We start from the raw sequence: 1,952 nt of genomic DNA, 5'->3' as shown, positions 1-1,952 counted from the left end.
CCCACCGGCACCGGCGACAGCCGCTCGTCCAGCACGTACAGCTGTGTGTTCGCCACCGGGCGCCCGATCGGAACGGACTCCCCGACCTCCTGTCCCGGTCGCACCTCGAACACGCTGCATCCGACGACCGCCTCAGTCGGTCCGTACTCGTTCACGACGACCGAGTCCGGCGACCGCTCCAACCACTCGCGGACGACGGCGCCCGGCAGTGCCTCACCACCCACCACCCAGGTGCGGGCGGAGGCCGTCGTGTGCTCGTCCGCGAGCATCTCGGACAGCACCGGCAGATGTGCGGGGACCACCTTGGCAAGCCCGAACTCATCGCTGGCGCGGATCAGTTCGGCCAGGCCTTCAGCACCGCCGACCGGACTGACGACGACGGCCGAGCCGGAGATCAGCGGCACGAGCACACTGGTCACGGTCAGGTCGAACGCGAGTGACGAGTGCAGGGGGGCGCCACCGGTCCCCTTCCCGTACGCGTCCGCCGCCCACGTCACATAGTTGGCCAGGCCTCCGTGGGTGACCGCCACGCCCTTCGGGCGTCCCGTCGAGCCCGAGGTGTAGATGACGTACGCCAGACCGTCCCGCTCCACCGCTACGCCGGGAGACGTCGCCGGAGCGGCCGCCAGCTGCGTCGCGGTCAGCGGATCGTCCAGCGCCACCAGGCGCCCACGGCCGGCGGGGAGTTCGTCGAGAATCTCCTCCGTCGTCAAGGTCAGCACCACACCGCTGTCGCGCAGCATGAAGCCGATCCGCTCCGCCGGATACTCCGGATCCATCGGCAGGTACGCCGCCCCGGCCTTCCACGCGGCCAGGATCGCGGCGACCGTATCGATCCCGCGTGGCAGGCACAGCCCCACGATCGACTCCGGGCCGACGCCCTGGCTCACCAGGAACTGGGCGATCCGGTTCGCGCGCTCGTCGAGTTCCGCGTAGGACGTCTCGACGCCCTCGGCGACGACCGCCACCGCGTCCGGCGTCCGCGGCGCCTGGGCTTCGAACAGTCCCGGCACCAGACCTGTCGGCAGCTCCCGTGCCGTGTCGTTCCACTCCATCACCATCTGGTGGCGCTCGGTCTCCCCGAGCACATCAAGGGCGCTCAGCGACAGGGTCGGATCAGCGGTCAGTACGTCCAGGGTCCGAGTCCAACGTCCGGCGATGCTTTCGGCGGTGCGCGCGTCGAACAGGTCGGCCGCCACGATCAACGAACCGCGCAGCCCTGCCGGCGCGCCCTCCGCGTCCCAGCTCTCCCCGACCCTCACCTCGACGTCGAACTTCGCCACCGCTGCCCCGGCGGGTATTCCCCCCGCCCGGGCGCCCGGCAGGTCGAGGACGGCCTGGGCGTTGTTCTGAAGGTCGAGCTGCACCTGGAACAGCGGGTGGCGGGCCATCGACCGGCTCGGAGCCAGCTCCTCCACCAGCTTCTCGAACGGCACCTCCTGATGCGCGAGCGCAGACAGACTCGTCTCCCGCACCCGCCCCAACAGCTCCCGGAACGTCGGATCACCCGCCAGATCCGTACGGATCACCAACGTGTTGATGAAGAAACCGACCAGGTCGTCCAGCGCCTCGTCCGTCCGCCCCGCGTTCGCCGAACCGATCGGAATGTCGGTCCCCGCCCCCAGCCGGGACAGCAGCATCGCCAGCGCCGCCTGCAACACCATGAACGTCGTCACACCCTCGGCACGCGCAACCTCCACCAGACGGGCATGCACCTCCGCCGGAACCTCCAACGGCACCCGATGACCCCGATGCGACGCCACCGACGGCCGCGTGTGGTCGAACGGCAACTCCAGCTCCTCCGGGGAACCGGACAATGTCTCACGCCAGTAGGCAACCTGACGCGAGATCACACTCCCGGGATCGTCCTCGTCACCGAGCAGCTCCCGCTGCCACAGCGCGTAATCCGCGTACTGCACCGGCAACGCCACCCACTCCGGAGCCCGGTTCTC

General features: G+C 69.8%; 1 protein-coding gene. It reads right to left on the bottom strand.

The genetic code is table 11. The annotated features are described in order from the left end of the window. A partial coding sequence (locus tag GTY56_RS21435) for a non-ribosomal peptide synthetase (RefSeq protein ID WP_161366980.1) occupies positions 1-1,952 on the bottom strand: 1,952 nt, incomplete at both ends.

Origin of the sequence: Streptomyces sp. SID5643 (assembly GCF_009872555.1) — a bacterium.
Classification (GTDB): domain Bacteria; phylum Actinomycetota; class Actinomycetes; order Streptomycetales; family Streptomycetaceae; genus Streptomyces; species Streptomyces iakyrus.
This window is presented reverse-complemented; position numbering and strand designations above follow the sequence as displayed.